Below are 22,955 nucleotides of genomic sequence, written 5' to 3' on the forward strand. Positions count from 1 at the left end.
CGACTAGTCAGAGGTGGCCTTCTCCGGCCGCCGTGGATCGCAACCCCAACATGAGAGATCTGCTGTGGCCGACCGCTTGATCGTTCGTGGCGCGCGCGAACACAATCTCAAAGACGTCTCGCTCGACCTGCCGCGAGACGCTCTCATCGTCTTCACCGGGCTGTCCGGCTCGGGCAAGTCCAGCCTGGCCTTCGACACCATCTTCGCCGAGGGCCAGCGGCGCTATGTCGAGTCGCTCTCGGCGTACGCACGGCAGTTCCTCGGGCAGATGGACAAGCCCGACGTCGACTTCATCGAGGGCCTGTCCCCGGCCGTCTCGATCGACCAGAAGTCCACCTCCCGCAACCCCCGCTCCACGGTCGGCACCATCACCGAGGTCTACGACTACCTGCGTCTGCTGTGGGCCCGCATCGGCAAGCCCCACTGCCCCACCTGCGGCCGTCCCATCGCCCGGCAGACCCCGCAGCAGATCGTCGACCGCGTGCTCGAGTTGGAGGAGGGCACACGCTTCCAGGTCATGGCCCCGGTCATCCGCGGGCGCAAGGGCGAGTACGCCGAGCTGTTCCGCGAGCTGCAGTCCAAGGGCTTCGCGCGGGCGCGGGTCGACGGCACCGTGATCCGGCTCGAAGAGCCGCCGACCCTGAAGAAGTACGAAAAGCACGACATCGAGGTCATCGTCGACCGTCTCTCGGTGAAGGACGGCGCGCGCCGCCGCCTCACCGACTCGGTCGAGACCGCCCTCCAGCTTTCCGGCGGCACGATCACGCTCGACTTCGTCGACCTTCCCGAGGGCGACCCCGGGCGTGAGCGGTTCTACTCCGAGCACCTCTACTGCCCCTACGACGACCTGTCGTTCGAGGAGCTCGAGCCCCGGTCGTTCTCCTTCAACTCGCCGTTCGGCGCCTGCCCCGACTGCACCGGTCTCGGCACGCGCATGGAGGTCGACCCCGACCTGGTGGTACCCGACCCCGAGAAGACCCTGGGCGACGGCGCGCTGTCCCCGTGGGCGGGCGGCCACACCAGCGACTACTTCATCCGGCTGGTGGAGGCGCTCGGGCTCGCCATGGGCTTCGACCTGGACACCGCGTGGGAGCGGCTGCCCAAGCAGGCGCAGAAGGCCCTGCTGCGCGGCTACGACGAGCAGGTCCACGTCCGCTACAGCAACCGCTACGGCCGGCAGCGCTCGTACTACACCACCTTCGAGGGCGTGATCCCCTGGGTGCAGCGGCGGCACGCCGAGGCCGAGAGCGACTCCTCGCGCGAGCGCTTCGAAGGCTTCATGCGCGAGATCCCCTGCCCCACCTGCAAGGGCGCCCGCCTCAAGCCGGTGTCGCTGGCGGTGACGGTCAGCGACCGCTCCATCGCCCACGTCTCGTCCATGTCCATCGGCGAGTGCGCCAAGTTCCTCGGCGGGCTCACCCTGTCCGAGCGCGACATGCACATCGCCGAGCGGGTCGTCAAAGAGATCAACGCGCGGCTGGGCTTCCTGCTGGACGTCGGGCTCGACTACCTCACCCTCGACCGCGCGGCCGGCACCCTGGCCGGCGGCGAGGCGCAGCGCATCCGCCTGGCCACGCAGATCGGCTCGGGCCTGGTCGGCGTGCTGTACGTCCTGGACGAGCCGTCCATCGGCCTGCACCAGCGCGACAACCAGCGCCTGCTCGACACGCTGATCCGCCTGCGCGACATGGGCAACACCCTCATCGTCGTCGAGCACGACGAGGACACCATCGCCGCCGCCGACTGGGTCGTCGACATCGGCCCGGGCGCGGGCGAGCACGGCGGCCAGGTCGTGGTGTCGGGCACGGTGCAAGACCTGCTCTCCAGCGAGCACTCCCTCACCGGCGCCTACCTGTCCGGGCGCAGGAGCATCGACGTGCCGGCCGCCCGGCGCAAGCGCGACGCCAAGCGCAAGCTGGTCGTCAAGGGGGCCCGCGAGCACAACCTCAAGGGCGTCGACGTCGAGTTCCCGCTGGGCGTGTTCACCGCGGTCACCGGCGTGTCGGGGTCCGGCAAGTCCACCCTGGTCAACGACATCCTCTACAACGCGCTGGCCAAGGAACTCAACGGCGCCAAGACCGTCCCCGGCCGGCACTCTCGCGTCACCGGCACCGATCTGGTGGACAAGGTCGTGCACGTCGACCAGAGCCCCATCGGCCGCACCCCGCGCTCCAACCCGGCCACCTACACCGGGGTGTTCGACCACGTGCGCAAGCTGTTCGCCCAGACCACCGAGGCCAAGATCCGCGGGTATCAGCCCGGCCGGTTCAGCTTCAACGTCAAGGGCGGCCGGTGCGAGGCGTGCTCGGGCGACGGCACCATCAAGATCGAGATGAACTTCCTGCCGGACGTCTACGTCCCCTGCGAGGTCTGCCACGGCGCCCGCTACAACCGCGAGACGCTCGAGGTGCACTACAAGGGCAAGACGATCTCCGAGGTCCTCGACATGCCGATCGAGGAGGCTCTTGAGTTCTTCGACGCCATCCCGCCGATCAAGCGCCACCTCAAGACGCTCAATGACGTGGGCCTCGGGTACGTCCGGCTCGGCCAGCCCGCCACCACGCTGTCCGGCGGCGAGGCCCAGCGCGTCAAGCTCGCCTCGGAGCTGCAGCGCCGCTCCACCGGCCGCACCATCTACGTGCTGGACGAGCCCACCACCGGCCTGCACTTCGAGGACATCCGCAAGCTGCTCGGCGTCCTCGGCCGCCTGGTGGACGGCGGCAACACCGTCATCGTGATCGAGCACAACCTGGACGTGATCAAGACCGCCGACTGGGTCATCGACATGGGCCCCGAGGGCGGCTCCAGGGGCGGCCTGGTGCTGGCCACCGGCACTCCCGAGCAGGTCGCCCGCATCGAGGACAGCCACACCGGCCGCTTCCTCAGCAAGGTCCTGGGCGGCTGAGCCCGTCTCCTCGCGACTGAGGCGCTTCGCCCGCGTCACGACGGCCCGCCGCTCCTTCGCACATCAGGTGGAGCGGCGGGCCTGACCCATGTCTTATGCGTAATTGTTCATACTGCCTGAGTCACGTGTGCTCCATGCTGAACCACGTGGCGGCGAGAGCCGTAGCAGGAGATAAGGAAAACCGAGGAAGGCGAATATGACCGAGACGGATACGACACGGCGTGCGGTGATGCTCGGCGCGAGTGGCGCGGGGCTGGCCGTCGTGCTGACCGCGTGCGGCGGATATGGGACGTCGGCCTCGACGGACAGCGGCGACTCTTCCTCCGATCCGGCGCCCGCGTCCTCGTCGGACGGCGCCGCGAGCGACTCCGGCTCCGGCGGCGGCGGGAACGCTTTGGCCAAGACCAGCGACATCCCCAAGGGCGGCGGCAAGATCTTCAAGGACGAGAAGATCGTCATCACCCAGCCGGCGGACGGTGAGTTCAAGGCGTTCAGCGCGATCTGCACCCACCAGGGCTGCCCGGTGGGCTCGGTGTCCGGTGGAACGATCAACTGCCCGTGCCACGGCAGCAAGTTCAAGATCGCCGATGGCTCCGTGGCCGACGGCCCCGCGAGCTCGCCGCTGGAGGAGAAGAAGATCAAGGTCAAGGGCGGGTCCATCACCCTGGCCTGACACCGCCACCACCAGGCGACCGCACGCGGGCGGGGCCGGAGGACCACCTCCGTCCCCGCCCGCGGCGCGTCCGCCCCCGCCTCTGCCCGCGTGCTCTTCGATCGGGTCGTGGCGCGTCCGGCCGGCAGGGCGTGCCCGCAGGCAAGGCGTCGTCCGCACGCGGACCGCTCAACCGTTCTCGATCACCGCCGGTGTGCGGGCGTCTCGGCGGCGGACCGGTCAGGGGTGAGCCGGACCGGAGGCGAGCTGGGCGGCGATGCCGTCCAGGAGGTACCTCAGGCCATGGGTGAACGCCTCGTCCCAGTCCTTGCCGACCAGGTGGCCGTGCTCCGCCAGCGTGGGGTAGCGGTCGTGTTCGGCCCGCAGCCGCTCGTCGGCGGCCCGCCGCGCCTCGTCCTCGTCACGTGACGCCCACGCGGCCTGCATCATGGCCGAGCCGATGACGTAGTTGGCCAGCCCGTACGCCGCCGCGGTCAGATGCGGACCGCGCAGGCCCGCGCCGACCAGAGCCGCGTGCAGATACTCCGTGCGCGCCAGGACGTTCGGACCCATGAGGGGCCGTCCCAGCACGGCGGCCGACCACGGGTGCCTCAGCAGGGCGGCGCGCCACTCGCCGGCCAGTGCGCCGACGTCCGCCCGCCAGTCGCCCGAATGCTCCGACGGCACCGCGACCTCGCCGAACACGGCGTCCAACGCGAGGTCGAGCACGTCGTCCTTGGTCTCGACGTGCCAGTACAGCGTGGTGGACCCGGTGCCGAGACGCTCGGCCAGGCGGCGCATGGTCAGTCGGGCCTCGCCCTCCTCGTCCAGCGCGGCCACGGCCTCGGCGACGATGCGGTCACGGGTGAGCGGCGGCGCCTGGCGTCGCGCCGGGCGGGGCCGCAGCCACACGTCTCCGCCGCCTCCGCCGCCGCCGCGCGGCGCCCTCCGGCCCGTTCCCGACTCGCCCGTCGCGCTCATGTCCATGACGTGATCCTAGTATGGTGAACGAGTACTGGATCGTCGGTCCGGTACTCGATCGACGATCGAGCGGGACGGAGTGGACGAGAGAGGCGGCGATGGGCCACATCGAGGTGAGCGAGCTGACCTACGTCCTGCCCGACGGGCGGCCGCTGCTGGACGGGGTGTCCTTCCGCGTCGGCGAGGGCGCCAAGGCGGCCCTCGTCGGGCCGAACGGCGCCGGCAAGACGACGCTGCTCAGGCTGATCGCCGGGGACCTCCCGCCGGCCGGGGGCCGCGTGGCCCGCTCGGGCGGCCTCGGCGTCATGCGGCAGTTCATCGGCGGGGTGCGCGACGGCCGCACCGTGCGCGACCTGCTGCTGTCGGTCGCCCCCGAAGGCGTCCGCGCGGCGGCCGTGGCGGTCGCGCGCGCCGAGGCCGCGCTGGCGCGCGCGGACGACGAGCCGGCGCAGCTCGCGTACGCCCAGGCTCTGGCCGACTACGCCGATGCCGGCGGCTATGAGGCGGAGGTCGTCTGGGACACCTGCGCGACCGCGGCCCTCGGCCTGCCCTACGACCGCGTCGAGGAACGGCCGGTGAACACCCTGTCGGGCGGCGAGCAGAAGCGGCTGGTGCTGGAGGCTCTCCTGCGCGGGCCGGACGAGCTGCTGCTGCTGGACGAACCGGACAACTACCTGGACGTGCCCGCCAAGCAGTGGCTGGAGGAGCGCCTGCGCGCCGTGGGGAAGACCGTTCTGCTCGTCTCGCACGACCGCCGCCTGCTGGCGAACACCGCCGACCGCATCCTCACCGTGGAGGACCGGAGAGTGTGGGTCCACGGCGGCGGCTTCGCCTCCTACGCCCAGGCCCGGCACGACCGCGTCGAGCGCCTGGAGGAGCTGAAGCGCCGCTGGGAGGAGGAGCATGCCAGGCTCAGGCAGCTGGTGAACACCCTGCGCCAGACCGCCGCCAACAACGACGCGGTGGCCTCCTCCTACCGCGCCGCCCGCACGCGGCTGCGCAGGTTCGAGGAGGCCGGCCCGCCGGAGCGGGCGCCGCGAGGGCAGAACGTGCGCATGCGGCTGCGCGGCGGCCGCACCGGCAAGCGGGCGGTCGTCTGCGAGTCGGTCGAGCTGCCCGGTCTGGTGCGGCCGTTCGACCTGGAGATATGGCACGGAGAACGCGTCGCCGTCCTCGGCTCGAACGGAACCGGCAAATCCCACTTCCTCCGCCTGCTCGCCGGCGCGGCTCCCGGCTCGGGACAGGGCTACCGGCACGCGGGCGTGGTCCGCCTGGGCGCCCGGGTGGCGCCCGGGCACTTCGCGCAGACGCACGCGCGTCCCGAGCTGCACGGGCGGACGGCCGCCGACCTGGTCACGCAAGGTCACGCGCTGACGCTGAACGAGGCCATGGCGGCGCTCGCCCGCTACGAGCTCGCGCCGGCGGCCCGCCGGCCGTTCGAGACGCTGTCCGGCGGACAGCAGGCGCGCCTGCAGATCCTGCTGCTGGAGTTGTCGGGCGCGACCTTGCTGCTCCTGGACGAGCCCACCGACAACCTCGACCTCGCCAGCGCCGAGGCCTTGCAGCAGGGGCTCGCGTGCTTCGAGGGGACGGTCGTCGCGGTCACCCACGACCGGTGGTTCGCCGCCGATTTCGACCGTTTCCTGATCTTCGGCGCCGACGGCCGCGTGCGCGAGTCCTCCGAGCCGGTCTGGGCGGCCTGACCACACGGCTCGCGAGTGCGGTGCGGTCGCGACGGCGCAGTCCTGTGCGGTCGTGCGAGGTCGATCCGGGCGGCGGCCGGGCGGTTCCGCGGCGAGCACCGGGCGAGGGCGGCGGAGGTGGTGTGTGCCAGGGGGTGGGGATGCCTGGGGGCGATCTCCGGGGGAGGCGGATAGCCCTATTCTGTCGGCGGGTCCGGATAGGCTTTCTGTTGTGGCGAGACCCGCGAACAGCCCCCTGAGCTTCCGCCCCGAGCCGGGGTCGATCCCTGAGTCACCAGGTGTGTACCGCTTCAGGGATGCCCATGGCCGGGTCATCTATGTCGGCAAGGCCAAGAGCCTCCGGCAGCGCCTGAACTCCTACTTCGCCGACTTCGCCGGCCTCCACCCGCGCACCCAGACCATGCTCACCACGGCCGCGGGGGTCGACTGGACCGTCGTGGGCACCGAGGTCGAGGCCCTCCAGCTCGAATACTCCTGGATCAAGGAGTTCGACCCCCGGTTCAACGTCAAGTACCGCGACGACAAGTCCTATCCCTTCCTCGCGGTCACCATGGGCGAGGACTTCCCCCGGGTGCAGGTGCTGCGCGGCGCCAAGCGCAAGGGCACCCGCTACTTCGGGCCCTACTCCCACGCCTGGGCCATCAGAGAGACCGTCGACCTGCTGCTGCGCGTCTTTCCCGTGCGCACCTGCTCGGCGGGGGTGTTCAAGCGCGCCGGGCAGATCGGCCGGCCCTGCCTGCTGGGCTACATCGACAAGTGCTCGGCGCCCTGCGTCGGCAACGTCACCCCCGAGCAGCACCGCGAGCTGGCCGAGGATTTCTGCGACTTCATGGCCGGGAACACCGGCCGGTTCATCAAACGGCTCGAACGCGCCATGCGCGAAGCCGCCGCCGCCGAGGAGTACGAGAGGGCCGCCCGCCTCCGCGACGACATCCAGGCCCTGCAGCGGGCGCTGGAGAAGCAGGCCGTGGTGCTCGGCGAGGGCACCGACTGCGACGTGGTCGCCCTCACCGAAGACCCGCTGGAGGCCGCGGTCCAGGTGTTCTACGTGCGCGGGGGCCGCATCCGCGGCCAGCGCGGCTGGGTCGTCGACAAGGTCGAGGAGGCCACCACCGGCGAGCTGGTCGAACACTTCCTGCTCCAGATGTACGGCGAGGCGACGCCCGAGGCGGTGCCGCGTGAGGTGCTGGTCCCGGCCCTGCCGCCGGAGGCCGGCGCGGTCGCCGAGCTGCTCACCGAGCAGCGTGGCGCGAGGGTCGAGGTGCGCGTGCCGCAGCGCGGCGACAAGAAGGCCCTCATGGAGACCGTCGAGCGCAACGCCAAAGAGTCCCTCGCCCAGCACAAGCTGCGCAGGGCCAGCGACCTGACCACGCGCAGCCGTGCGCTGCAAGAGATCGCCGACGCGCTCGACCTCGACCAGGCTCCGTTGCGCATCGAGTGCTACGACGTCTCCCACCTGCAGGGCGACGACGTCGTGGCCTCGATGGTCGTCTTCGAGGACGGCCTGGCCCGCAAGAGCGAGTACCGCCGGTTCGCCATCCGCGGCACGGCCGGGCAGGGCGATGTCGCCTCCATCTACGAGGTGATCCACCGCCGGTTCAAGCGCCTGGTCGAAGAGCGCGCCGAGAGCGGCGAGCTCGACCCCGAGCCGATCGACCCCGAGACCGGCAAACCGCGCAGGTTCGCCTATCCGCCCAACCTGGTCGTGGTCGACGGCGGCCCCGCCCAGGTGGCGGCGGCCCAGCGGGCGCTGGACGAGCTCGGCGTGGACGACGTCTCGGTGAGCGGGCTGGCCAAGCGGCTGGAGGAGGTCTGGGTCCCCGGCGACGACCAGCCGGTGATCCTGCCCAGAACCAGCGAAAGCCTTTATCTGCTGCAAAGGGTGCGTGACGAGGCACACCGCTTCGCCATCACCTACCATCGTTCGAAACGTTCGAAGTCTGTCAAGGTGAGCGTTCTGGACGAGATCCGGGGGCTCGGGTCAGCGCGCAAACAGGCTTTGCTGAAGCGCTTCGGGTCCGTCAAGCGGTTGCAGGGGGCGACCGTCGAGGAGATCCGCGAGGTTCCCGGCATCGGGCTTTCGACCGCCGAAGCGATCGTTGCCGCGTTGAAGGGGGAGAGCACATGACCGAGCAGACAGACGGCAACGGGCGCGAGGTGTCGCGGCCGCGGCCGGCGGAGGCGCGGGGCCGCAAGGGGGCGGTGCGCGACACCGCGTTCGTCATCGTCACCGGCATGTCCGGAGCCGGCCGCAGCACGGCCGCCAAGGCCCTGGAGGACCTCGGCTGGTTCGTGATCGACAACCTGCCGCCGGGCATGCTGTTCGCCATGGCGGAGGAGGCCGGCCGGGTCAAGCTTGACACCGACAAGGTCGCCGCCGTGGTCGACGTCCGGAGCCTGGCCTTCACCACCGACCTCAACACCGCGATCGAAGAGCTCGAGGCGCGGGGCGTCGGGGTGCGCGTGGTCTTCCTGGAGGCCAGCGACGAGGAACTCGTCCGCCGCTTCGAGAACGTCCGCAGGCCGCACCCGCTCCAGGGCGAGGGGCGCCTGGTGGACGGCATCGCCCGCGAGCGGGGCATCCTGCGCGAGGTGCGGGCCAACGCCGACCTGGTCATCGATACCTCCTCGCACAACGTGCACGAGCTGCGCGGCAAGATCGTCTCTTTCTTCGGCGGGGACGACCGCCCCGGCCTGCGGGTCAACGTGGTGTCCTTCGGGTTCAAGTACGGCCTGCCGGTGGACGCCGATCTGGTGGTCGACTGCAGGTTCCTGCCCAATCCGCACTGGGTGCCCGAGCTGCGGCCGATGAGCGGGTTGGACGCGCCCGTGCGCGAGTACGTCCTCAGCCAGCCGGGAGCCAAGGAGTTCCTGGACGCCTATGAGGAGGCCTTCGGCGTCGTGGCCGCCGGCTATGTCCGCGAGGGCAAGGGGTATGCCACCCTGGCCGTCGGCTGCACCGGCGGCAAGCACCGCAGCGTGGCCATGTCCGAGCAGATCGGCGCCCGCCTGCGCGATCGGGGCATGGAGGTTCAGGTCAGCCACCGGGATGTGGGCCGCGAGTGAACGTGGATGACGGGGCTTGCGCGGGCAGGGCCCGCACCGAGACCCCGGCGGGCCGCCGGCACGCGGCCCGCGGCGCGGAGGAGACCGAAGACGCCCCAAGCCCGGCAGGGTCCACGGCGCCGCCGGCACGCTCCACCCCGGACGGGTCGGCCGGCTCAGCCTCCCTGCTCGACGGGCTTGAGCGGTTCGGGCGGGGTGGGGCGGCGCGGGTGGTGGCTTTCGGCGGGGGGCACGGGCTGTACGCCTCGCTGTCGGCGCTGCGGCGGGTCACCGGAGAGCTGACCGCCGTGGTGACCGTGGCCGACGACGGCGGCTCCAGCGGGCGTCTCAGGCGCGAGCTGGGCGTCCTGCCGCCCGGTGACCTGCGCATGGCCCTCGCGGCCCTGTGCGGCGACGACGACTGGGGCCAGACCTGGAGCAAGGTGGTCCAGCACCGCTTCCTCAGCGAGGGCGAGCTGCACGGCCACGCCGTCGGCAACCTGCTCATCGTGGCGCTGTGGGAACTGCTCGACGACCCGGTGGCGGGGCTCGACTGGGTGGGCCGCCTGCTCGGCGCGCACGGCCGCGTCCTGCCGATGGCCTCGGTGCCGCTGGACATCGAGGCCGAGGTCGAGCTGGACGGGCTCGTCAGCGTGGTCCGCGGGCAGGTCGCGTGCGCGCTCACCCCGGGCAACGTCCAGGCGATCTCCCTGGTGCCGGCCGACCCCCCGGCCTGTCCCGAGGCGGTCGAGGCGGTGCGCGAGGCCGACTGGGTGGTGTTCGGGCCAGGGTCGTGGTTCACCAGTGTGCTGCCGCACCTGAAGGTGCCCCAGCTCGCCGCCGCCCTGCACGGCACCGCCGCCAGGCGGCTGGTCACCCTCAACCTGGCCCCGCAGCCGGGGGAGACCGACGGGTTCTCCGCCGAGAAGCACCTGCAGGTGCTGCGCGATCACGCTCCCGGGCTCACCGTCGACGTGGTGCTCGCCGACCACCGGGTGGTGGGCGAGCGCGACGAACTGGAGAAGGCCGCCGACGCGCTGGGCGGGCGTCTGGTGCTCGCCGACGTCGCCGCCTCCGACGGCTCACCCAGGCATGATGCACGACGACTTGCCTCGGTCCTGGACGAGATTTTCCGTGGGAAGCGTTGATCCTGGTCAGCGCGCCCACGGGGTGCGAGAGACTTGCCGGGGGCCGATGGAGCCGCGCCGGGCGCCGGCGGAGGTCCGCCTGGCGCGACGAGGCTGCTTCGACCGTGAAAGGCGTCTGTATGGGGGAGGACACAGGCACATGGCCATGACGGGTGTGGTGAAGGACGAGCTGAGCCGGCTGTCGGTGCTGAAGCCTTGCTGCCGCAAGGCCGAGGTGTCGACGTTGCTTCGGTTCGCGAGCGGGCTGCACCTTGTGGGCGGCCGCATCGTGATCGAGGCGGAGCTGGACACCAACGTCACCGCCCGGCGGCTGATCAAGGACATCGGCGAGGTGTTCGGGCACAAGGCCGAGGTGCTGGTGCTGGCGCCCGCGGGGTTGCGCAAGGGGTCGAGGTATGTGGTGCGGGTGTACCGCGACGGCGAGGCGCTCGCCCGCCAGACCGGGTTGATCGACAACCACGGGAGGCCGGTGCGCGGACTCCCGCGCCAGGTCGTATCCGGGGCCACCTGCGACGCCGAGGCCGCCTGGCGGGGCGCGTTCCTCGCCCACGGCTCGCTGACCGAGCCGGGCCGCTCGATGTCGCTGGAGGTGACCTGCCCCGGCCCGGAGGCCGCGCTCGCCCTGGTGGGCTCCGCCCGGCGGCTCAAGATCCACGCCAAGGCGCGGGAGGTCCGCGGGGTCGACCGTGTGGTGGTCAGGGACGGCGACGCGATCAGCGCCCTGCTGACCCGGCTCGGCGCGCACGACAGCGTCCTGGCATGGGAGGAACGCCGCATGCGCCGCGAGGTGCGCGCCACGGCCCACCGCCTGGCCAACTTCGACGACGCCAACCTGCGCCGTTCGGCGCGGGCGGCGGTGGCCGCCGGCGCCAGGGTGCAGAGGGCGCTGGAGATCCTCGGCGACGAAGCCCCCGAGCACCTGGTCGTCGCCGGGCGTCTGCGGGTGGAGCACAAGCAGGCGTCGCTGGAGGAGCTCGGCCAGATCGCCGACCCGCCGCTGACCAAGGACGCCATCGCCGGCCGCATCCGGCGGCTGCTCGCCATGGCCGACAAACGCGCCTCCGACCTCGGCATCGCCAGCACCGACGCCAACCTCACCGCCGAGATGCTCGCCCCCTGACGGGCCGCGCCGCGGCGGCCGCGGGACAGGGCGGCGGCGGTGCCGGGCGGGGGAGTGCGAGGGGGACGGCGGCGTCGTGGAGTGGCCGTGAGCTGGGGAGATTCACCAGGTCCGCAGGGGCGGCGGGAAAGGGGATGGCCACGTGGTCTACACCAATTGGCACCCGGTAGGGTTATCTGAGGTTTCAGCCCGCCACGACGCCGGCACGAGCCGGCGCAACGACGTTCGAGGAGATCAGCTTCCGTGAGCATCCGCGTAGGCATCAACGGCTTCGGTCGTATCGGCCGCAACTTCTGGCGAGCCGTGGCGGCCGGCGGTAAGGACATCGAGGTCGTCGCCGTCAACGACCTGACCGACAATGCCACCCTTGCCCACCTGCTCAAGTACGACAGCATCCTGGGCCGCCTGCCGTACGAGGTCAAGAGCTCGGCCGACGAGATCACCGTCGACGGCAAGGCGATCAAGGTGTTCGCCGAGCGCGACCCCGCCAAGCTGCCGTGGGGCGACCTGGGCGTGGACGTCGTCGTCGAGTCGACCGGCCTGTTCACCGACGCCGCCAAGGCCAAGGTGCACGCCGAGAACGGCGCCAAGAAGGTCATCATCTCCGCGCCCGCCAAGGGCGAGGACATCACGATCGTGATGGGCGTCAACCACGACAAGTACGACCCGGCGGCGCACACCATCATCTCCAACGCCTCCTGCACGACCAACTGCCTGGCCCCCATGGCGAAGGTCATCAACGACACCTTCGGCATCGAGAAGGGCCTGATGACCACGATCCACGCCTACACCCAGGACCAGAACCTCCAGGACGGCCCGCACAAGGACCTGCGCCGCGCCCGCGCCGCCGCCCTGAACATCGTGCCCACCTCCACCGGCGCCGCCAAGGCGATCGGCCTGGTTCTCCCCGAGCTCAAGGGCAAGCTGGACGGCTTCGCGCTGCGCGTGCCGATCCCCACCGGCTCGGCCACCGACCTGACCGTCGAGCTCAAGCGCGACGCCTCGGTCGAAGAGGTCAACGCCGCCCTCAAGGCCGCCGCCGAGGGCCCGCTGCGCGGCATCCTCAGCTACACCGAGGACGAGATCGTCTCCTCCGACATCGTCACCGACCCGGCCTCCTGCATCTTCGACTCCGGCCTGACCAAGGTCATCGGCAACCAGGTCAAGGTCGTCGGCTGGTACGACAACGAGTGGGGCTACTCCAACCGCCTCGGCGACCTCATCGAGCTGGTTGGTTCGCAGCTCTGATGCAGACCATCGACTCCCTCGACGTGAAGGGCCGGCGCGTCCTCGTGCGCGCCGACCTGAACGTCCCCCTCGACGGGGACGTGATCACCGATGACGGGCGCATCCGCGCCTCGGTGCCCACGATCACCGCGCTCGCCGAGCGCGGCGCGCGGGTGATCGTCTGCGCCCACCTCGGCCGCCCCAAGGGCAAGGTGGCGCCGCAGTTCTCGCTGGCGCCGGTCGCCGCGCGCCTCGGCGAGCTGCTCGGCCGCCCGGTGGCCTTCGCCTCCGACGTCGTCGGCGACTCCGCGCGCGAGACCGCCGAGGGCCTGGCCGACGGCGAGGTCGCCCTGCTGGAGAACCTCCGCTTCGAGCCCGGCGAGGAGTCCAAGGACGACGAGCAGCGCGGCGCCTTCGCCGGCAGGCTCGCCGCCCTGGCAGAGCTTTACGTCGGCGACGGGTTCGGCGCGGTGCACCGCAAGCACGCCAGCGTGTACGACGTGCCCCAGCGCCTGCCGCACGCCGCCGGCGGCCTGGTCGTGGCCGAGGTCGAGGTGCTCAAGAAGCTCACCGAGGACCCCGCCCGGCCCTACGTCGTCGTGCTCGGCGGCGCCAAGGTCTCCGACAAGCTCGGCGTGATCGCCAACCTGCTGGACAAGGTCGACCGCCTGGTCATCGGCGGCGGCATGGCCTACACCTTCCTCAAGGCCCAGGGCCACGAGGTCGGCAACTCGCTGCTGCAGGAAGACCAGCTCGAGCAGGTGAGCGGCTTCATCGCCGAGGCCGGCAAGCGCGGCGTCGAGCTGGTGCTGCCGGTCGACATCCTGGCCGCGACGACCTTCGCCGAGGACGCGCCGTTCGAGGTGGTCGAGGCCACCGCGATCCCGGCCGACCGCGAGGGCCTGGACATCGGCCCGAAGACGCGCGAGCTGTTCGCCGGCAAGCTGGCCGACGCCGCGACCGTCTTCTGGAACGGGCCGATGGGCGTGTTCGAGTTCGAGGCGTTCTCGGGCGGCACCCGTGCCGTGGCCGAGGCGCTGATCGCCTCCGGCGCCTTCACCGTCGTCGGTGGCGGCGACTCGGCGGCCGCCGTGCGCAAGCTCGGCCTGCCCGAGGACGGTTTCTCCCACATCTCGACCGGCGGCGGGGCCAGCCTCGAATACCTCGAGGGCAAGACCCTGCCCGGACTCGCCGCGCTGGAGGACTGAGCGCCCCATGAGCACAGCCCGCAAGCCGCTCTTCGCCGGCAACTGGAAGATGAACCTCAACCACCTCGAGGCCATCGCTCTCGTCCAGAAGCTGGCCTTCACCCTGACCGACAAGGACTTCGACCGTGCCGAGGTCGCGGTGCTGCCTCCGTTCACCGACCTGCGCAGCGTGCAGACCCTGGTGGACGGCGACAAGCTCCGCATCGTGTACGGCGCGCAGGACCTGTCGGTGCACGACGCCGGCGCCTACACCGGTGAGGTCTCCGGCTCGATGCTGGCCAAGCTCGGCTGCACGTACGTGCTGGCCGGGCACTCCGAGCGGCGACAGTACCACGGCGAGGACGACCAGCTCGTCAACGCCAAGGTGCAGGCGGCCTACCGCCACTCGCTCACGCCGATCCTGTGCGTGGGCGAAGGGCTGCCGGTCCGCCAGGCGGGCGGCCACGTCGCCTACACCGTGTCGCAGCTCGACGCGGCGCTGAACGGCGTCAAGCACGACCAGGCCAAGTCGATCGTCATCGCCTACGAGCCCGTCTGGGCGATCGGCACCGGCGAGGTCGCCACGCCCGACGACGCCCAGGAGGTCTGCGGCGCCGTTCGCGCGCGACTCGCCGAGCTGTACGACGAGGAGGTGGCCGGGGGCGTCCGTATCCTTTACGGTGGGTCGGTCAAGGGCGCCAACATCGCCGGCATCATGGCTCAGCCGGATATCGACGGGGCTCTGGTCGGCGGCGCGTCCCTCGACCCGGCCGACTTCGTTAAGATCAGTCGTTTTGGCGAAATGTCGGGCTAGCTGAGCTGTTCGGGAGGTACGAGTTGACATTACGACGTACCCTCGAAGAGACACTTTGAATCGTCACCCCGGCGGTCGCCGGGCAGGTCAGGTCGCGCTTCGGCGCGCATAACAGGGAAACAGGTCAACGGTGATTATCGGCATCTCCATCGCCCTCATCCTGTCGAGCGCCCTCATGGTGCTGCTCGTACTGCTCCACAAGGGCAAGGGTGGCGGTCTTTCGGATCTCTTCGGCGGCGGCTTCACATCGTCCTTCGGCGGATCCTCGGTGGTGGAGCGGAACCTCGACCGACTCACGATCATCACCGGTTCGATCTGGTTCGTCTGCATCATCGCGCTCGGACTGCTGCTCCGGCCGGCGTAGACGCCTTTCCCGAAGCCTGACAGAGATTCTTTTCCCCGCCGCGCGGTGGGGCGATCAAGCGAGGAGTTCATCCGTGGGCAGTGGCAACGCCATCCGTGGTAGCCGTGTCGGCGCCGGTCCGATGGGGGAGGCCGAGCGAGGCGAGGCGGCCCCTCGGGTCCGGGTCTCGTTCTGGTGCGCCAACATGCACGAGACGCGTCCGAGCTTCGCCAGTGACGCGGCCGTCCCGGAGTACTGGGACTGCCCCCGGTGCGGTCTTCCCGCCGGTCAGGACGAGTCGGCCCCGCCCGCGCCGCCGCGCAACGAGCCGTACAAGACCCACCTGGCGTACGTGAAGGAGCGGCGCAGCGACACCGACGGCGCGGCGATCCTCGCCGAGGCCCTCGAGCGGCTGCGCAACAACCGCTCACCCTGGTAGGTCCGCGGCCACCGCTCCGACGAGCGAAAGGCCCCCGCGGTGCTCCGCGGGGGCCTTCTCACGCTCTGCCGGTGTTCGGTCGTGGACCTGTCAGCCGCGCCGCTCGTAAACGAGCTCTCCCGCGGCGAAGGTCATGGCCACCTGGGTGGTCCAGATCTCCTTGGCGGGCAGCGCGTACGGGTCGCGGTCGAGCACGACCAGGTCGGCGCGGTTGCCGGCGGCGATGACGCCGGCCTGGTCGTCGTGGTTGATCCACGCGGACCCGGCGGTGTAGGCGGCCATGACCGTGGCCAGGTCCAGGCTCTGGTGCGGCAGGAACGGCGTCTGCGCGGTCGGATAGCCCGCGTGCACCGAGCCGCCGGGCTCGGTGCGGTTGACCGCGACGTGCATGCCCTGCAGCGGGTCGGCCGAGGAGACCGGCCAGTCGCTGCCCGCGCACAGCCGGGCGCCGGTGCGCACCAGGTCGGCGAACGGGTACTGCCAGGAGGAGCGCCGCTCGCCCAGGTAGGGGATGCACAGCTCGTCCATCTGCAGGTGGTGGGTGGCCCACAACGGCTGCAGGTTGGCGGTGACGCCGAGGCGGGCGAAGCGCGGCACGTCCGACGGCTCGACGATCTGCAGGTGGGCGATGTGGTGCCGGTTGCGCGGCGAGGTGCCCTCCAGCGCGTCCAGGGACTCGCGCACGGCCCGCTCGCCGATGGCGTGGAAGTGCACCTGGAAGCCGCGCCGGTCCAGTTCGGCGACGTAGCCCTTCAACAGCTCGGGGTCCACGTAGGAAAGTCCGCGCTGGTCGGGGCCGCAGTTGCAGTAGGGCTCGATGACGGCGGCGGTGAAGTTCTCGGCGATGCCGTCCTGCATGATCTTGACCGAGCCGGCGGAGAACAGTCCGCCGGCCTGGGCGCGGCGTTCGGCCAGCTCGTCGATCTGCTCGGCGCCGCGCGCGCGGTCCCACCACAGCGCCCCGACCACTCGCGCGCGCAGCCGGCCGGAGGCCGCCGCCGACAGGTAGGCCGGGAAGTGGTCGTCGGAACCGGCGTAGGAGCCGACGATGGCGTCCTGCCAGCCGGTGATGCCCAGCGAGAACAGGTGGGCCTGGGCGTCCATCAGCGCGTCGTCGACGTCTGCGGCGCTCGCCCGGGGCGTCAGCAGGCCGACCAGGTCCATGGCCCCCTCGTGCAGGACGCCGCTCGGCGTGCCGTCCGGGTCGCGCTCGATGCGGCCGTCGGCGGGGTCGGGGGTGTCCGCGCTGATCCCGGCGATCTGCAGGGCGCGGGTGTTGACCCAGGCCGCGTGGTGGTCGCGCTGGATGAGGTAGACGGGCCGGTCGACGAAGTCGAGCTGCGTGCGGTGCGGCAGCCCGCCTGGGAAGGCGGCCATGTCCCAGCCGCCGCCGTCGATCCACTCCTTGCCGGGATGGTCGCGGGCGTACACGGCGATCCGCTGCACGTACGCCGCCAGGCCGAACACCTCCGACAGGTCGCACTTGGCGCGCTCGAGGCCGGCCTGGATCGGGTGGATGTGGGCGTCGGTGAACGCGGGCGTCAGCAGCCGCCCGGCCAGGTCCACCGTCTGGTGGCGGGGGCCCGCCTGCGCGGCGACCTCGGCCTCGTCGCCGACCGCGGCGACGCGCCCGTCACGGACGAGCACCGCCTCGGCGAAGGCGGCTTCCACGAGCCCGGCGGCCGGGGCGCCGGGCGCCGGTCCCCCGGCGGGGTCGGCGGGGACGGTGGCGGCTGCCGCGGAGGCGCGGGAGCCGGACGGGCGCGCGGGGCCGGTGTACACGCGGCCGCCGCGGAAGAGCAGTTCGGTCATCGGAGACGATGCTATAGCCGTCGCGGCCGCCCGGCGTACGACCAGGAAATCGACCGTCATACCACCACATGTCATGCAAAATCTGACTTAGTACATCAAATCCGATGAATCGGAAACCCTGGGCTCATGTCCATGTAGCAACCTGGTAACAGCTCGGAGGCATCCTGCTGTTCGGACGACAGGGGGTTTCGATGGGATTTCTGCGGATCCGTACCACCGTGGACGAGCGACCGGGCCGGCTGGCCTCGCTCGCCGCCGCGCTGGCGGCCAAGGGCGGCAACATCCTTGGGCTGAGCGTCCAGCCCGACACCGACGGCACCGTGGACGAGTTCGTCGCCGACATCCCCGCCTCGGCGGACTCGGTGCGCGAGGCGCTGGAGGCGGCCGGCGGCCGGCGCGTCCAGGTGGTGCCCGCCACGGCCCATGAGCTGACCGACGAGCCCACCCGCGTCCTGCTGCTGGGCGCGCGCCTGCGGGCGATGCCGTGGCGGCTGCCGGAGGCGCTGTGCGACCTGCTGCGCGCCGACGACGCGCGCTGGGTGTACGGCGTGGAGCTGTCCTCCGACCTGCCCGACCCCACCCTGCTGACCGTCCCGGTGGCGCCGCGCCGCGCCGTGCGGCTGCGCCGGGCCGGGCTGCCGTTCACGCTGACCGAGGCCGCCCGGGCGGCGGCCCTCGTGCGGCTCGCGCAGCCGCCGGCCGAGACGCCCTCCCCGGAGCGCCCCGTGGCGCTGGACGACGGCGTCGAGGTGCAGGTGCGCCCGCTGACCCTGCTCTACCGCGAGGCCGTCCGCGACCTGCACGACCGCTGCTCGCCGGATTCGCGCCGGTTCCGGTACCACACCTCGATGCCCGCCCTGCCGCCGCGCATGTTCGACCGGCTCTGCGACCGCGACCGCGGATACTCGATCGTCGCCGGGTACGACGGCCAGGTCGTGGCGCTGGCCAACCTGATCTTCACACCCGACCCGGGGATCGCCGAGATGGCCTTCCTGGTCGAGGACCGCTGGCAGGGGCGCGGCCTCGGCGGCGCGCTGGCGCGGATTCTGGTGCAACAGGCGCGCGACCTGGGATTCGCCGAGGTCAAGGCCAGTCTGTTGTCGGACAACACGCGCATGCGCCGCCTGCTGATCTCCCTCGGCGCGACGCTCGCCTACACCGACGACCCCGGGGTGCTGGAGGCGCGGATCGCCACCGGCGCGATGGTGCCCGCTCCGCGCGACTGAGCGCCGGCCGGCCGCCGTGCTCCGGGAACGCTCGGGGATCACGGATCACGACGGCCGGTCGCCGTACTCGTCGCGGACCTGTGGATCAGGATGGCCGCCGTACTCCGTGCGGGAGTCGGGGATCGCGGATCACGACGGCCGGCTCGCGCCGCCCTCCTGCGTGCCCCTGTTCTCCGGAGCGTCGTCGCCCTCGTCCGCGGGGGGAACGCCCATGGTGTCCAGCCGCCGCTCGATGCGGTTCAGGCTCTCCTGTATCCGCTCCAGACGTCCCATGAACGACATCTGGGACGGCAGCGGGATCGGATCCACGGTGGGCGGGCCGACCGGCCGGCGCTCGCGGCGGGCCGCGGCGCCCTCGATGAGCCTGCCGCGCATCAGCTCCAGATCGATCTCGTGCAGTTCCAGCACCTTGGCCCCGACGCCGTGGCCCTCCTGGATGAGGCCGAGCAGGATGTGCTCGGTGCTGATGTAGTTGTGGTGGAGCTGCAGCGCCTCACGCAGGGACAGTTCGAGCACCTTCTTGGCCCGGCCGGTGAAGGGGATGTGGATGTGGGCGCCGGGGGAGTTCTCGCCGCGCCCGACCATCTCCTCGATGTCGGCCCTGACGCCCTCCAGGGTGAGGCCCGACCCGGCGAGCATGGTCCCCGCGAGCCCTTTGCCCTCGCCGAGCAGGCCGAGCAGGAGGTGCTCGGTGCCGATGTGGCCGTGGTCGAGCCTCCTGGCCTCCTCCTGGGCGGAGACCACGGCGCGGCGGGCGGAATCGGTGAAGCGCTCGAACACGGGACCCCTCCGCGGGTGTCGGTGAAGCCGGCCGTCACGTACACGCGGAACCGACTCCGGGCGGCTTCTTCCACTATGCGGCAAATACCCCCTCGGTGGGGGTCGGATCGCCGGTCTTGCGGCGGTTCGCCAGGTAGCGACAAGAAGGACATTCTGCTTTAGGCTGGGTCTTGATATCGAACTCAACCCGTGCTGGGGGAGGCGACGTGGAGACCGAGTGGCGGCCTTCGGCGTGCGTGCTGTGCGCCTGCAACTGCGGCATCCAGATCCAGCTGGACGGCCGGCGGTTCGCGCGGGTCCGGGGCGACAAGGCCCACCCCTCCTCCCAGGGCTACACCTGTGAGAAGCCGCTGCGGCTGGACCACTACCAGAACGCCGAGGACCGGCTCACCCACCCGCTGCGGCGGCGGCCCGACGGCACGTTCGAGCGCGTCGGCTGGGACACCGCCATCGCCGAGATCGCCGCGCGCTTCTCCGCGGTCCGCGACGCCCACGGCGGCGAGTCGATCTTCTACTACGGCGGCGGAGGACAGGGCAACCACCTCGGCGGCTCCTACTCGGGCGCCTTCATGCGCGCGCTCGGCGCCAAGTACCGCTCCAACGCCCTCGCCCAGGAGAAGACCGGCCTGTTCTGGGTGTCGGACCGCATGCTGGGCAACACCGCCACCGGCGACTTCGACCACTGCGAGGTCGCGTTGTTCGTCGGCAAGAACCCCTGGCAGTCCCACGGGCTGCCGCGCGCCCGGCCCACCCTGCGCGAGATCGCCCGCGACCCGGCCCGCTGCCTGATCGTCATCGACCCCCGGCGCACCGAGACGGCGGAGCTGGCCGACATCCACCTCCAGGTGCGCCCCGGCGCGGACGCCTGGCTGCTCGCCGCGATGGCCGCGGTGCTCGTCCAGGAGGACCTCATCGCCCACGAGTGGCTGGCCGCCCACGCGGTCGGCCTCGAAGAGGTGCGCGCCGTCCTGCGAGCGGTACCGGTCGCCGAAAACTGCGCGATCGCGGGCGTGCCCGAGGAACTGGTGCGCACGGCGGCGCGCCGCATCGCCGCCGCCTCCGGCGTGGCGGTGTTCGAGGACCTCGGCGTGCAGATGACGCTGCACTCCACGCTCAACAGTTATCTGGACAACCTGCTGTGGCTGCTGACCGGCAACTTCGGGCGTCCCGGCACCAACAACCCGCCGATCCTGTTCGCGCCGTTCATCACCTTCGGCCACCACGGGCCCAAGCGCGACCGGGTCAGCCCGGTGGCCGGGGCGCGCATCATCTCCGGCCTGGTCCCGGCCAACGTGGTCGCCGAGGAGATCCTCACCGACCACCCGCGCCGCTACCGCGCCATGCTCGTCGAGACGGCCAACCCGGCGCACTCGGTCGCCGACTCCAAGCGGATGCGCGAAGCGCTGGAGGCGCTGGACCTGCTCGTGGTGATCGACGTCGCGATGACCGAGACGGCCCGGCTGGCCGACTACGTGCTGCCGGCGCCCTCGCAGTTCGAGAAGTGGGAGGCGACCTTCTTCAACCTGGAGGCGCCGGCCAACTACTTCCACCTGCGCCGCCCGGTGCTGGACCCGCCGCAGGGCGCAGACCTGCTGCCCGAGCCGGAGATCCACGCCCGGCTCTGCGAGGCCGTGGGCGCGCTGCCGGCCGACCGCGTCCAGACCCTGCGCGAGGCGGCCGAGCGGGGCCGCGCGGCCTTCGCCGAGGCGTTCCTGGCCGCCATGGCCGACCCCGAGCTGGCCAAGGTGGCCCCCGCCCTGCTCTACCGCACCCTCGGGCCCACCCTGCCCGGCGGCGCGGCGGCGGCCGCGTCCCTGTGGGCGCAGGCCGTGCGGGTCGCCATGGCCCACCCCGACGCGGTGCGGCGGGCGGGCATCGAGGGCGAGGGCCTCGCGCTGGGCGACCGGCTGTTCGACGCCATTCTGGACAGCCCTTCCGGCCTGGTGTTCACCGTCGACGAGCCCGGGGACGGCTGGGACCGGCTCGGCACGCCGGACAAGAAGATCCACCTGGCGCTGCCCGACCTGCTGGACGAACTGGCTCGACTCGGGCCGGGCCCGGACGTGCACCCTGAGTATCCCTTCGTCCTGTCGGCGGGGGAGCGGCGGGCCTTCACCGCCAACACGATCTTCCGCGACCCCTCCTGGCGCAGGCGCGACACCGACGGCGTGCTGCGGGTCAGCCCCAAGGACGCCGCCGGCCTCGGCCTGTCGGACGGATCCCGGGCTCGGGTGACGACCAGACGCGGCTCGGTCGAGGCGACCGTCGAGATCACCGACACCCTCCAGGCGGGGCACATATCCCTGCCCAACGGCCTCGGCCTGTCCTACCCGGGCGAGACGGGCGAGATCACCACCGGGGCCCCGCCGAACGAGCTGACCGCCTCGGAAGACCGCGACCCCTACGCCGGCACTCCCTGGCACAAACACGTCCCTGCCCGCGTCGAGGCCCTGCCGGCCTAGCGCCCCGCTCACCGCGCTCAGCCGAGCGTCGGCGCGGCTTCTGAGAGCGCGTCAGGGCATGGGAGACCGCTGCCGGGGTGGTCGTTCAGGGGGAGGGGTCCTGGCTGGGCCGCGGACGTGGAGGGTGGCGGCGGGCCGGGAGGGTGGTCGTGTGCGTCGATCGGGCTCACGATGGTCGCCGTCTCAGATCACGGCGTTTCCGTATTTCGTGGCTTGGACGCTGCCGTCGGCCGGAATCGCTGTTTTGTTCCGGATGGCGGTGGGCTTTTCGGCGAGGTGCCGCTGTCGGTGATTCGTGGGGGTTTCTCGATGGGGTGCCGGATTGTCCGGGAATTCGTTCGGGGAAGTGTGTTCTTTTCTCTGGAGTTGCTCGTCGTCCGGATTGTTCTGCCGGTTCCCGTCTTAGTCCCAGGTGGTGCCGGCGGCGCGGGAGTAACCGTCCCAGGTGGTGCCCGCGGTGCGCGAGTAGGAGTCCCAGGTGGTGCCGGCGGAACGAGTGGCGGTGGCGGCGGAGAAGGCGTTGGCGGTCATTTTTCGTCTCTTTTCTGGAGGGCTTGTCGTTCGTCCTTGTGAGAACAACTCTCCGGCATTCCGGGCCCTCGGAACAGACAACTCGGCGGCAGCAAGCTGCACGCCGCTGACCACTTGCTGCCACCAGGAAAGTGGCCATGTCGCCGAGAGGCGCACCGTCCGCATTGATGCAGGTCACGGGCGCTGTTTCCGGGCCGCGCCGGCTCGCCGCGGATGGGCTGGACGGGGTTGTGGCGCGATGCGGACACGGCTGCCGCGGGCGTCGCATGCCGGTTCCGTCCTTGTCCGGCCTTGATCGGCCGCCCGGGAGGGTCCGCCGCGATGCGATCGTCCCGCCGGACGCGGGACCGGTGCGCGCGAGATGGCGGTCTCGGCGGCGTTGTCGCGTTCACGCGGGCCACCGGCGTCGCCGGCCTGGTGCGATGGCCGCGACGGCCGCGACATGGCGCAAGGGCGGCCTCGGTGCGGAGAGGTGACCGGCGGGAACGACGTGCCGTGCGCGGCGGGGCGCAACAGGGCGGGGGCCGACAGAGCGGGGCCGAGGGTCGGGGCCGACGGGGAAAACCGACGAGGCAGGGCC

Annotated in this window: 17 protein-coding genes and 1 pseudogene; 14 read left to right on the top strand and 4 right to left on the bottom strand. The window is 71.5% G+C overall.

Features of this window, described 5'->3' with window-relative positions:
* The first annotated feature begins 64 nt into the window (after positions 1 to 64).
* Together uvrA and ABZT47_RS21570 are read left to right on the top strand one after the other, a co-directional pair.
* Positions 65 to 2,905 carry an excinuclease ABC subunit UvrA gene (gene uvrA / locus ABZT47_RS21565; RefSeq protein ID WP_354844724.1) on the top strand — a complete coding sequence of 947 codons (2,841 nt, stop codon included), beginning with the start codon at positions 65 to 67 and terminating at the stop codon, positions 2,903 to 2,905.
* A 196-nt stretch (positions 2,906 to 3,101) separates the two neighbouring features.
* The gene (locus tag ABZT47_RS21570) at positions 3,102 to 3,578 is read left to right on the top strand and encodes a Rieske (2Fe-2S) protein (RefSeq protein WP_354844726.1); all 477 of its coding nucleotides are present in this window, start codon (positions 3,102 to 3,104) and stop codon (positions 3,576 to 3,578) included.
* 219 nt (positions 3,579 to 3,797) lie between these two features.
* Here the strand turns inward: ABZT47_RS21570 and ABZT47_RS21575 are convergent, their stop codons facing one another.
* Entirely contained in the window at positions 3,798 to 4,544 is a 747-nt protein-coding gene (locus ABZT47_RS21575; protein ID WP_354844729.1) for a TetR/AcrR family transcriptional regulator, read from the bottom strand.
* 92 nt (positions 4,545 to 4,636) lie between these two features.
* Between ABZT47_RS21575 and ABZT47_RS21580 the strand changes: the two genes are divergently transcribed.
* The 10 genes from ABZT47_RS21580 to ABZT47_RS21625 all read left to right on the top strand — a co-directional run bounded on the left by ABZT47_RS21580 (position 4,637) and on the right by ABZT47_RS21625 (position 15,564).
* Positions 4,637 to 6,241, top strand: a complete 1,605-nt coding sequence (locus ABZT47_RS21580; RefSeq protein WP_354845269.1) for an ATP-binding cassette domain-containing protein — start codon at positions 4,637 to 4,639, stop codon at positions 6,239 to 6,241.
* A 211-nt stretch (positions 6,242 to 6,452) separates the two neighbouring features.
* On the top strand, positions 6,453 to 8,369 hold the full coding sequence (gene uvrC, locus ABZT47_RS21585) for an excinuclease ABC subunit UvrC (RefSeq protein WP_354844732.1): 1,917 nt from the start codon (positions 6,453 to 6,455) through the stop codon (positions 8,367 to 8,369).
* Entirely contained in the window at positions 8,366 to 9,307 is a 942-nt protein-coding gene (gene rapZ / locus ABZT47_RS21590) for an RNase adapter RapZ (RefSeq protein WP_354844735.1), read from the top strand. Before uvrC ends, rapZ begins: the two co-directional genes overlap by 4 nt.
* 209 nt (positions 9,308 to 9,516) lie before the next feature.
* Positions 9,517 to 10,434, top strand: coding sequence for a uridine diphosphate-N-acetylglucosamine-binding protein YvcK (yvcK, locus tag ABZT47_RS21595; RefSeq protein ID WP_354845272.1), 918 nt, complete (start codon positions 9,517 to 9,519; stop codon positions 10,432 to 10,434).
* Between the two features lie 139 nt (positions 10,435 to 10,573).
* On the top strand, positions 10,574 to 11,554 hold the full coding sequence (gene whiA, locus ABZT47_RS21600; RefSeq protein WP_354844737.1) for a DNA-binding protein WhiA: 981 nt from the start codon (positions 10,574 to 10,576) through the stop codon (positions 11,552 to 11,554).
* Between the two features lie 243 nt (positions 11,555 to 11,797).
* The gene (gene gap, locus ABZT47_RS21605; protein WP_354844740.1) at positions 11,798 to 12,802 is read left to right on the top strand and encodes a type I glyceraldehyde-3-phosphate dehydrogenase; all 1,005 of its coding nucleotides are present in this window, start codon (positions 11,798 to 11,800) and stop codon (positions 12,800 to 12,802) included.
* Entirely contained in the window at positions 12,802 to 13,989 is a 1,188-nt protein-coding gene (locus ABZT47_RS21610; RefSeq protein WP_354844743.1) for a phosphoglycerate kinase, read from the top strand. The genes gap and ABZT47_RS21610 overlap by 1 nt, the downstream gene beginning before the upstream one ends.
* Positions 13,990 to 13,996: 7 nt before the next feature.
* Positions 13,997 to 14,782: a triose-phosphate isomerase gene (gene tpiA, locus ABZT47_RS21615; RefSeq protein ID WP_354844745.1), complete on the top strand. Its 786-nt coding sequence runs from the start codon at positions 13,997 to 13,999 to the stop codon at positions 14,780 to 14,782.
* A gap of 130 nt (positions 14,783 to 14,912) precedes the next feature.
* Positions 14,913 to 15,146, top strand: coding sequence for a preprotein translocase subunit SecG (secG, locus tag ABZT47_RS21620; RefSeq protein WP_354844747.1), 234 nt, complete (start codon positions 14,913 to 14,915; stop codon positions 15,144 to 15,146).
* Positions 15,147 to 15,219: 73 nt separating this feature from the next.
* Positions 15,220 to 15,564, top strand: a complete 345-nt coding sequence (locus ABZT47_RS21625) for an RNA polymerase-binding protein RbpA (RefSeq protein ID WP_189163482.1) — start codon at positions 15,220 to 15,222, stop codon at positions 15,562 to 15,564.
* A 90-nt stretch (positions 15,565 to 15,654) separates the two neighbouring features.
* On the opposite strand, the gene ABZT47_RS21630 is transcribed toward ABZT47_RS21625, so the two are convergent.
* On the bottom strand, positions 15,655 to 17,376 hold the full coding sequence (locus ABZT47_RS21630; protein WP_354844750.1) for an amidohydrolase: 1,722 nt from the start codon (positions 17,374 to 17,376) through the stop codon (positions 15,655 to 15,657).
* A gap of 191 nt (positions 17,377 to 17,567) precedes the next feature.
* On the opposite strand from ABZT47_RS21630, the gene ABZT47_RS21635 reads away from it, so the two are divergent.
* Positions 17,568 to 18,602, top strand: coding sequence for a GNAT family N-acetyltransferase (locus tag ABZT47_RS21635; protein ID WP_354844753.1), 1,035 nt, complete (start codon positions 17,568 to 17,570; stop codon positions 18,600 to 18,602).
* 354 nt (positions 18,603 to 18,956) lie between these two features.
* On the opposite strand, the pseudogene ABZT47_RS21640 reads toward ABZT47_RS21635, so the two are convergent.
* Positions 18,957 to 19,382: pseudogene (locus tag ABZT47_RS21640) on the bottom strand (Clp protease N-terminal domain-containing protein); the annotation flags it as partial.
* A gap of 206 nt (positions 19,383 to 19,588) precedes the next feature.
* Between ABZT47_RS21640 and ABZT47_RS21645 the strand changes: the two are divergent.
* Positions 19,589 to 21,844: a molybdopterin-dependent oxidoreductase gene (locus ABZT47_RS21645; protein WP_354844756.1), complete on the top strand. Its 2,256-nt coding sequence runs from the start codon at positions 19,589 to 19,591 to the stop codon at positions 21,842 to 21,844.
* 402 nt (positions 21,845 to 22,246) lie between these two features.
* Here ABZT47_RS21645 and ABZT47_RS21650 read toward each other — a convergent pair whose 3' ends face one another.
* A complete protein-coding gene (locus tag ABZT47_RS21650) occupies positions 22,247 to 22,375 on the bottom strand; it encodes a hypothetical protein (RefSeq protein ID WP_354844758.1) in 129 nt (42 codons plus the stop codon).
* Positions 22,376 to 22,955 lie beyond the last annotated feature (580 nt).

It is taken from the genome of Sphaerisporangium sp. NPDC005289 (assembly GCF_040607455.1).
Taxonomy (GTDB): domain Bacteria; phylum Actinomycetota; class Actinomycetes; order Streptosporangiales; family Streptosporangiaceae; genus Sphaerisporangium; species Sphaerisporangium rhizosphaerae.

Bases quoted from the DNA above. Each gene is read 5' to 3' on its own strand.
- ABZT47_RS21570 (WP_354844726.1), top strand. From the start codon at position 3,102: ATGACCGAGACGGATACGACACGGCGTGCGGTGATGCTCGGCGCGAGT.
- ABZT47_RS21575 (WP_354844729.1), bottom strand. From the start codon at position 4,544: ATGGACATGAGCGCGACGGGCGAGTCGGGAACGGGCCGGAGGGCGCCG.
- ABZT47_RS21580 (WP_354845269.1), top strand. From the start codon at position 4,637: ATGGGCCACATCGAGGTGAGCGAGCTGACCTACGTCCTGCCCGACGGG.
- rapZ (WP_354844735.1), top strand. From the start codon at position 8,366: ATGACCGAGCAGACAGACGGCAACGGGCGCGAGGTGTCGCGGCCGCGG.
- whiA (WP_354844737.1), top strand. From the start codon at position 10,574: ATGGCCATGACGGGTGTGGTGAAGGACGAGCTGAGCCGGCTGTCGGTG.
- ABZT47_RS21610 (WP_354844743.1), top strand. From the start codon at position 12,802: ATGCAGACCATCGACTCCCTCGACGTGAAGGGCCGGCGCGTCCTCGTG.
- tpiA (WP_354844745.1), top strand. From the start codon at position 13,997: ATGAGCACAGCCCGCAAGCCGCTCTTCGCCGGCAACTGGAAGATGAAC.
- ABZT47_RS21630 (WP_354844750.1), bottom strand. From the start codon at position 17,376: ATGACCGAACTGCTCTTCCGCGGCGGCCGCGTGTACACCGGCCCCGCG.
- ABZT47_RS21635 (WP_354844753.1), top strand. From the start codon at position 17,568: ATGGGATTTCTGCGGATCCGTACCACCGTGGACGAGCGACCGGGCCGG.
- ABZT47_RS21650 (WP_354844758.1), bottom strand. From the start codon at position 22,375: ATGACCGCCAACGCCTTCTCCGCCGCCACCGCCACTCGTTCCGCCGGC.